Origin of the sequence: Acholeplasma equifetale ATCC 29724 (assembly GCF_000687735.1) — a bacterium.
GTDB classification, from domain to species: domain Bacteria; phylum Bacillota_I; class Bacilli_A; order Acholeplasmatales; family Acholeplasmataceae; genus Acholeplasma; species Acholeplasma equifetale.
On sequence record NZ_JHXL01000001.1, the window covers coordinates 329184 to 337208 of the forward strand.

Genomic DNA, 8025 nt, shown 5'->3' on the forward strand with positions numbered 1-8025 from the left:
ATTTCATCATATGCTTTATACTGTGGCTTACCTAAGACTATCCAATCATAATAACCGCTTCGTGAACACTTTAACTTACTGCATAAATACTTGATTGAATATTTATTTTTTAGTCCATCAATTACTTGATAATTTTCCTTTGTTTCCTTAAGTAAGCCACCTGTTTTTTTATATCTTCAGACACCTTTAGTTCCTTAATTAATTGATTTTTAGTCTTATCCTCTAATCAGATTGATTGCTTTGGTTGCCTTTGTTTGGTGTTGTTTCTTTGGTTGCTTTCCCATGTCTATCGACGGTTGTTCCATATTACCGATATTGCCTTACCCACCGAAGGATTACTGTACTAGATATCCAGTTTCTTCATTAACGCTTTGTAATCTCCAGTTTCCCGAGATAAGTACCCCCTTCACAATTTCATTCTTTTCATCGATTGTAAATTGTCGATGCTTAATTGTTTTTCTTTCTTTTACTTTTCCCTCTTTAAAATATCTTAAACAAAAAACAGAGTTAAATGCTTTATTTTGCATATAACTCTGTTTTTTTTATTTTTATGTACGTTTTAAACTAATACTTTCTTATATAGATGTTTATTTTTTAATTCTTTTTCCTTTTTCATAGTATTTAGGTCCATGATCGTTATAAATTATATTTCCATTTTCAATAACCATTAAACCGTCATCATATAAAGCGTGTATAGGTCTAGGATGCATGTGAGATACTTTTCTCATTGATTTCTTTTGTTGTTTTCTACGATTAAAGTGCACTTCTACACCAAAATCTTTAACAAACCCTAGTCCATCATGAATTGAAAATTTATGATAATCTCTATCTTTTGATATATGGAACCAATCAAATTGAATCATTGTTCCAGCACTTGGTCCCATAAAAATTTTGTTTTCTTGTTTTTGCAGGACAGGAACTAACTCATATTCATTTAATCGATCCATAAATCGATCTGGTGCACCACCAGGTAAAAAGATGATGTCAGCATTTTCGATTTTTTCTATAGCTGATTCTTTTGAATCAACATGGTAGATAATCCAACTTATGTTATCTTCTTGAACTTCAAAACGAGATAGTGGCTCCACAATATGCAAATACCACTTTCCTTCAGGTCTACTATACTCCTTTTCATAATTTTCTTGTAAGAAGGCATTATCAAAAAAAGAGAATGCTATGACACATATTTTAGACTTCTTATTGATATATTTTTTTAATATATCATAATACCTATTTTCATGAAAAATTGTTCTTGAACTTAATATATTTATCATAATTCTATTGTATCAAAATTAATTAAAAATAAAAGTTATACGTTTATTTATTCAAAAAATAAAAAGTTAGAATAAAATTCTAACTTTTTTTAGTTACCAAAGGTACTAATAATCCACTTTCCAATGAATAAGGATAAGGATAAGCAGTTTCTTTCATTCTTTTAAATAAAACGAAAACCAATCGTCGTTCATAATCAATACGAGTAACGACACCGTAATCTTTTTCCCCTTCAACTCTAATGCGTTCTCCAATAATGTATGTATCATTACACCATGCCATAAAGATACAACCCCCTTTTAATCTATCTTCATTATATCATACTTTTAAAATGAAATCTTTTAGCATTTTTCCGATAATGAATACAATATCATCATCTTCAATTGATTTAAACCATTCAAAAAATATTGAATATTTTTCTTGATTAATAGCTTGTATTAAAAGATTTATGTGTAATTCAAAGAGTGGATGATCTTTATCATTAAGCTCCGAAACATAAGTTGTGTATTGTTGAATTTTCAAAATTTCATGTTTTAATTCGATTAAAAACATCGGATATGTAATATTAGGTAATTTAATTTTTTTATTATTTAATTGAGTATTCATCTTATATAATCCTAATATTTGATATAAACAAGCTGTATTTATCACATCCGGATAATTATTTTTAATTGTAAACACTTTAGCAAGTGCTTTAATACGTGTACTAAATCTATTTTTTGTTTGTATATCCAAATTTTGGTCATTTAAAAATTGTTGTTCAATTTGACTTATAAGTAAAAGATCATAGTTGTTATTAGATACTTTATTAAAGAGTTTAACTAATAAACCGGTTGTTTTATCTTTATTAGGAATTTTTCTAATAAATTGACTTAAATCTTTCATAAAGAATTTTTTTTCTTTTTGATAAGATTCTATCATTTCATCAAAATACACAGTTGTCTCTTCTTTATGAATTTCTTTATCTTTAATAATATATGTTTGATAAGCAATTGTATCACGTGTTACTTTATCATCAAGTAATAACGAAAATCCATATGAACCATCATGATATGTTCTAAGTGTTGGATGTCCAACAATATCATTACGAATATATTTTAATTTTCTTAATACATGATTTTGGTTAATGTTAACGTGATATTTAAATTTTGTAGTTACTAAACTTAGTTGATAAATTGCATCTATTCCCACAAATAAGGCTTGCATTAAACCATATGCATCCAATAAAATTTCTGATTTTAATTCATCATTGCGTTTCAAAAAAGCATCAATCATTAAATCAACATCTTCTAACGCACTTAATGCACTTTGAGCTCTTATTTGTTGGTCAAATGGCAAATTCTCAATAAAATTTTTCACTTAAATTGCTCCTTTATCTTATAAAATAATTGATCTGCATCTATTTTTTTGAATAGATCACCTTCAATATATCTTACATCAATATTTTCTAGAAAAGCTTTATCTTCTTTTTTATTAACATTTCTTACGATAAATGCCATTTGATGTTCTTCTAGCAATATTTTTAATTTTTGAATATAACTCTGCCATTTTGGTTGTGATTGATAATCCAAGTGTAACGCATGGAACGGATATGTTAATGCAACATCAACACTTGTTGTATCCATCCCAATACCAAATTTCATAAATTCATCAATTACTCGAATGTACTGATTAGATTTAATTTGATCACCTTTAACCTTAAAACGAATAAATTGATATGGAATTTGATATTTTTGGAACATTTCAAATACGTATTGATTAAATGTAGGGTCCATCATGGTTTCTTTTGAAATAGGGATTGTAATTTTAATTAAATTATTAGTTTCCTGTTCCAATGCATGTAAAAATTCTAATACCATTCTTACATGATATTTTTCTAAATCTAATAATCGATTACGTTTTTTAGCTATAGTAAGTAGATACTTAATATCAACATTAAGTTGATCTACCTTTAATTCAGATTCATATTGCCAAACGATATTGCGTTTAACATCAATAATTTGATTAAAGGATAAATTAAGTTGTTGGTTTTCCATTGCTTCATTTAAACATTGTATAATTTGTTGTTCGAATACTTCATTCTCATATATTGAATGCTCATAAAATACATATTTTTCATCATGTGTGGTACGTTTTAGATAATCCAATGATAATTCTAAATATCGATATAACTTGTATGGAAGTTTTTCTTCAGTAACTACAGGATATCGTATAATTGCTATTTTTGGTTGAAATTTCTCATAATGTATTACTTGAGATTCATAACTCTCCATATATTTGATGTAATCCTTAATAAGTTTAGTTACCGTTCTAACATCATTCATCGGTACATAAACAAATAATTTATCATCACTAAAACGATAGGTTTCACCCTGTTCAAAAAATTTTTTTGTCACATTTGAAAATTCTTTAAAATATTGTTTTGTTATATCGTAACCATAAATCGGTAATATAAATTCATTAAATGAAATGAGCATAAATGATGATTTTGTTTGAATATATTCTGAAATTTTATCATTTAATGCATTAAAATTCATTAAGTTTGTATCAAAATCCACTTTTGATTCTTGAATTAATTTATTCTTTTCTTCTAAATGATTTGTTATATTTTCAAAACGTGATATAACTACAATCTCTTCCCCTTTTTGAATAGAGGTAAAATATTCAGTTATATATTTATCTAAATAATGGTATGTAATTTCAGCTTGTTGATTTCCACGTATAAATAATTCTTTAATTGTTGATTCATATCGATGAATATCTGATGGGTGTATATTTCTTAAAAAGATTTCTAAAGGATCATATTGATTGATAGATAGTAAATTTTGAGCACTAATATTATATTTTGACTGATTTTTGCTCATGATACGAAGAGAAAATATAGGCGATGCAAATACATTTTCTAAAAATTGATTTTCTTTTTTTTCAGCTCTGACTCGCTTATCATCTACCATCAATGCATAAATAATATTTGACAAACCTTTGAATAAGTCATAATATATGCCCGGATCTTGAATTTCTTTTTCAAGATGTACAATAAATACTCCTAAATCATAAATCGGATATGCATAAATATATCCAACCTCTTCACCATAAGGTTTATTTGTTAATACATTGTTGATATCTTTAAATTCATTAAGTAATCCAAAAACATCATCACCGTTTTTCATTACTGTTTTAATGACTGTATTTTCAATCATTTCAGGTAATAAAACTTTATCATATAGTCTTTCAACTTTATAGTTATATAATCTTGAGTCTTTATAATCATAGATAATAAAATCTTTAACCTTTATATATTCATCTACTTTAATGAAAAACGTTCTAAAAATATCTCTTAAGTTTTTATCATAAATTTGATGTGCATAAGCAATTAAATCTACTAAAATATGAAAATGTTCTAAATTAATATTACGTTTCTTATCGGATTTTTCAAAAATAACTGTTGGTTGATTAGGTTCTACTTCAAAAACTTTTGGTTTTTGCTTCTTCTCTTCTTTTAATAAATTTTTAAGTTTTTTCTGATAAATATCAAATGAAAGTTTATTATTTGTTGTTTGATAAAACTTAGTAAAAAGTTCATAATATGATTTTTGATATTCCAATGGAAAACTATCTATTTTTTCACTAATATCTGCATCTATAATTGTTATTTGATGTGCTTTATTTTCTTCTATATATATTTTTAATAATGCTAAATTAGCATCTTTATCATAGATTGAATGATTGACATATTTTTGTGCAATATGTTTCAATTCATCATAATTTTTCAAATTATATAAAGCTTTTAAATAAGAAGGTATATACGTTTCTTTAGGATCGATTTGTTTTAATGTATCGATTAAAGGTATAACTTTATGGTCTTCTTGATTTTCTAAATAAATCACTAATAATTCATTCAAAATATTTACTTTAATTTGGTCTGGTAAGTGATCTTTAGCTAATATTTCTAAATCAATTAAATATGGTTGGTGTGTTCTTTTTTTGAATTCAATTAGATCTAAGTGTGCTTTATATTTTTCAAGTACTGGCAATACGTTTTTTCTTAATTGTATAAATTGATAAGCTAAATCATATTTTTTTACTTCTAGCAAAGATAAAAACATGACTTTAAAAAAGGCATCATCTTTTTCAGATATGAACTTTTCTTCATTTTCTTGATAAAATTTAAGCCCTAATTCAACATTTTGGTCATAAAGTTTTAAGTCATATTGAAGTTCTAATCGTTTATAAAAAAGTCTTTTATATTTTTCAAAACTTAAAACTTCATTTTCCAGATAATGAATAATATTTGGCAAATCGTCAATATTTACAACTTCATTTATAAGTTGTTCAATTGTTTTCATAGAATCCCACCAATTCAAGATAAAAATTTGTTGCAAAATTTAAATATTTCTTTGCAATTTCTCCAAAATCCATGTGTAATTTTTCTGATAATCCAACTTCATCTTTATAGTTTGCCACAATATGCCATTGAAGTACTTGATACATTCTATAATATTTTACCTTATTGATTTCTTCAATCGTTGGTTTTCTTTCTAAATAAGCTTCAAGTAAAATTAATGTATCTTTAAATTCAATATTGCCAAATGATGCAATATCATAATATGGATCGTTCATTCCAGAAAATTCCCAATCAAGTAAATATACTTTATTTTGATATTTAATAAGATTACTTCTTTGAGCATCACCATGACAAAACACCTTAGGTTGTTTACTAAAATGGTTATTATACAAATTAAACCAAAAATCTTTTAATACATAATAAGCATCAGTAGGTTTATTTTTTAATAATGATTCATAGTGATTAAGTCGCTCTTCTAAGCGGTAATCAAAACCTTCTAGATTAGATTGATGTAATGTTTTTAATGTTTCTGCAACTAACCTTACACCATTATTTGATAAATTTTTAGATAATACTTCTCCATCAATAAATGTTGATACTTTACTACCAGTTTCAACATCAAAATAAATGGTTTTAGATGTTAAATTTAAATGTTCAATTAATTTTAAATGTTCATACTCAATTTTTGGTGTAACGATTACATCGCCCTTATCACCAATTAAGCGAAATACAAATGGATTCCCATCAACAAAAACTTTGTATGTATAGTTGCTCATTCCACCTAAAAATCTTGAATCAACAAGAATGTTATCTTTATGGACTAAAAAAGCCCTTTCTCCTAATTTTAATAATCTATCTGTAATTGTCATCATGAAACCCTTCCTATTTACAACTTTGTATTTCTTTTCTATTATAACATTAAAAAATAACTTATATTTAGTATAATAGTATTATATTGATGAAAGTGAGGATTCATATGCAAAACAATTTTAACCAAGAGTACAATGATTTTTCATCATTAACTGTATCAAATGAAGATTTAGAAATACTGAATAAACCTAGATATATTATTAGTATTTTTACATATCTAGCTTTTCTAATCTTACCTAGTTTATTTGTTATACTATTTGTTCTTCCTTATGTTCTTGATAATAAATCTTTAATTATTCAAGCAGATTCTTTTGAAAATTCAATTTATACTGCTTCACTTGACACAAATAGTTTATTAATTATAAAACCAGAAGCTTTTGATAATACTCAAGATTCATATCAAGATTTTTTCATCGAAGTATATAAAAAAGATAATTACTCTGTTTATGTACATATATTAAATCCATTTATATTAGAAAAAACATTCTTTGATTCAAATAAAAAGCTTACCGATGATGCGTTTAATAAAATCATGTCTGGTGAAATTACTGAATGGTACAATAGAAGTTTCATATCTATTTACGTACCTAAAGATGATGTTGCAAGTTTTGTTCCAATTACATTAGAAACACTTAGTATCACAGATGGTGATATAATTATTACTGATTTATTTAATCAAATCATTAATTTTGTTAGTTATTTAGTATTTGCTGCATTACTAATTTATATCTTAATGCCATCGATCAAATTAGATATACCTCAACTAAAAGCTTTATCAAAAAAAGAAATTGCAACTCGTTCTGGTATAGGCGTTTTATGGATTTTGGCACTTGGAATTGTGTCCAACACTATCAGTTTTATGCTTTATCGAATTTTCGATATTATTCCTGAAACTTCAATGAACCAAATGATGATTAACAGAGCACTAAAGAGTCCAGGAGCTATCTTTATCATTCTAACTGCTGTTTTTGTTGGACCTATTGTGGAAGAATTAGTGTTTAGAAAAAGTTTTTTTGGTTTAATTAAAAATCCAAAAATTGCATTAACTGTTTCTTCTGTTTGCTTTGGTTTAATTCATATGACAACTGAAATTCTTCAAGGTGATATTTTAATGGTTGTCATCAATGGTATTGGATATATTTCAGGTGGTTTAGCTTTAGGTTATATATATATGAAAGAAAATAAAAACATATTTATTCCAATCATTGCGCATATGGCTTATAACTTATTAAGTATTGTTTTAAGTATTCTAGGATAAAATAAAGGTCCTATAACTAATATGGAGGTTTAATCCATATCGACCTATAACATATATGGAGGTACACCACACCTATAACAGATGTGGAGGTACCTCCATTTTTTGTTTACTGTAACGATAAATCTATAATTATTTTTAGTTTTTAAGTGGTGTATCTTTGTTGATAGAATACATAATTTTGTTTCTTAATCTTCTAAAGTCTCTAATCCCATTAGAGGCTTTGATAAGAGTTTTTATTTTAGAGTTTGTAGATTCAATAGGTCCATTAGATATACGTCTG

At 25.9% G+C, this 8025-nt stretch carries 8 protein-coding genes; 1 reads left to right on the forward strand and 7 read right to left on the reverse strand.

Going from position 1 to position 8025, the window contains the following annotated elements:
* Positions 1–335: 335 nt before the first annotated feature.
* From T434_RS0101635 to T434_RS06465, 6 genes are all read right to left on the reverse strand, one after another.
* A complete protein-coding gene (locus T434_RS0101635; protein ID WP_026399624.1) occupies positions 336–527 on the reverse strand; it encodes a hypothetical protein in 192 nt (63 codons plus the stop codon).
* Positions 528–587: 60 nt separating this feature from the next.
* On the reverse strand, positions 588–1274 hold the full coding sequence (locus T434_RS0101640) for a Type 1 glutamine amidotransferase-like domain-containing protein (RefSeq protein WP_084301014.1): 687 nt from the start codon (positions 1272–1274) through the stop codon (positions 588–590).
* Positions 1275–1353: 79 nt separating this feature from the next.
* Positions 1354–1554 carry a hypothetical protein gene (locus tag T434_RS0101645; RefSeq protein WP_026399626.1) on the reverse strand — a complete coding sequence of 67 codons (201 nt, stop codon included), beginning with the start codon at positions 1552–1554 and terminating at the stop codon, positions 1354–1356.
* 36 nt (positions 1555–1590) lie between these two features.
* Entirely contained in the window at positions 1591–2631 is a 1041-nt protein-coding gene (locus T434_RS07870; protein ID WP_162150600.1) for a hypothetical protein, read from the reverse strand.
* Positions 2628–5618: an EAL domain-containing protein gene (locus T434_RS0101650; RefSeq protein WP_162150601.1), complete on the reverse strand. Its 2991-nt coding sequence runs from the start codon at positions 5616–5618 to the stop codon at positions 2628–2630. Before T434_RS0101650 ends, T434_RS07870 begins: the two co-directional genes overlap by 4 nt.
* A complete protein-coding gene (locus T434_RS06465) occupies positions 5605–6489 on the reverse strand; it encodes a choline kinase family protein (protein ID WP_162150602.1) in 885 nt (294 codons plus the stop codon). Before T434_RS06465 ends, T434_RS0101650 begins: the two co-directional genes overlap by 14 nt.
* 104 nt (positions 6490–6593) lie before the next feature.
* Here T434_RS06465 and T434_RS0101660 point away from each other — a divergent pair, with 104 nt between their 5' ends.
* Complete coding sequence (locus tag T434_RS0101660; RefSeq protein ID WP_026399628.1) at positions 6594–7745, forward strand: CPBP family intramembrane glutamic endopeptidase; 1152 nt, start codon at positions 6594–6596, stop codon at positions 7743–7745.
* A gap of 135 nt (positions 7746–7880) precedes the next feature.
* Here the strand turns inward: T434_RS0101660 and T434_RS08070 are convergent, their stop codons facing one another.
* Complete coding sequence (locus T434_RS08070; protein WP_342668039.1) at positions 7881–8018, reverse strand: transposase; 138 nt, start codon at positions 8016–8018, stop codon at positions 7881–7883.
* Positions 8019–8025: the final 7 nt, after the last annotated feature.

Coding starts and splice junctions, on each gene's coding strand:
- T434_RS0101635 (WP_026399624.1), bottom strand. CDS start 527: ATGCAAAATAAAGCATTTAACTCTGTTTTTTGTTTAAGATATTTTAAA.
- T434_RS0101640 (WP_084301014.1), bottom strand. CDS start 1,274: ATGATAAATATATTAAGTTCAAGAACAATTTTTCATGAAAATAGGTAT.
- T434_RS0101645 (WP_026399626.1), bottom strand. CDS start 1,554: ATGGCATGGTGTAATGATACATACATTATTGGAGAACGCATTAGAGTT.
- T434_RS0101650 (WP_162150601.1), bottom strand. CDS start 5,618: ATGAAAACAATTGAACAACTTATAAATGAAGTTGTAAATATTGACGAT.
- T434_RS06465 (WP_162150602.1), bottom strand. CDS start 6,489: ATGATGACAATTACAGATAGATTATTAAAATTAGGAGAAAGGGCTTTT.
- T434_RS0101660 (WP_026399628.1), top strand. CDS start 6,594: ATGCAAAACAATTTTAACCAAGAGTACAATGATTTTTCATCATTAACT.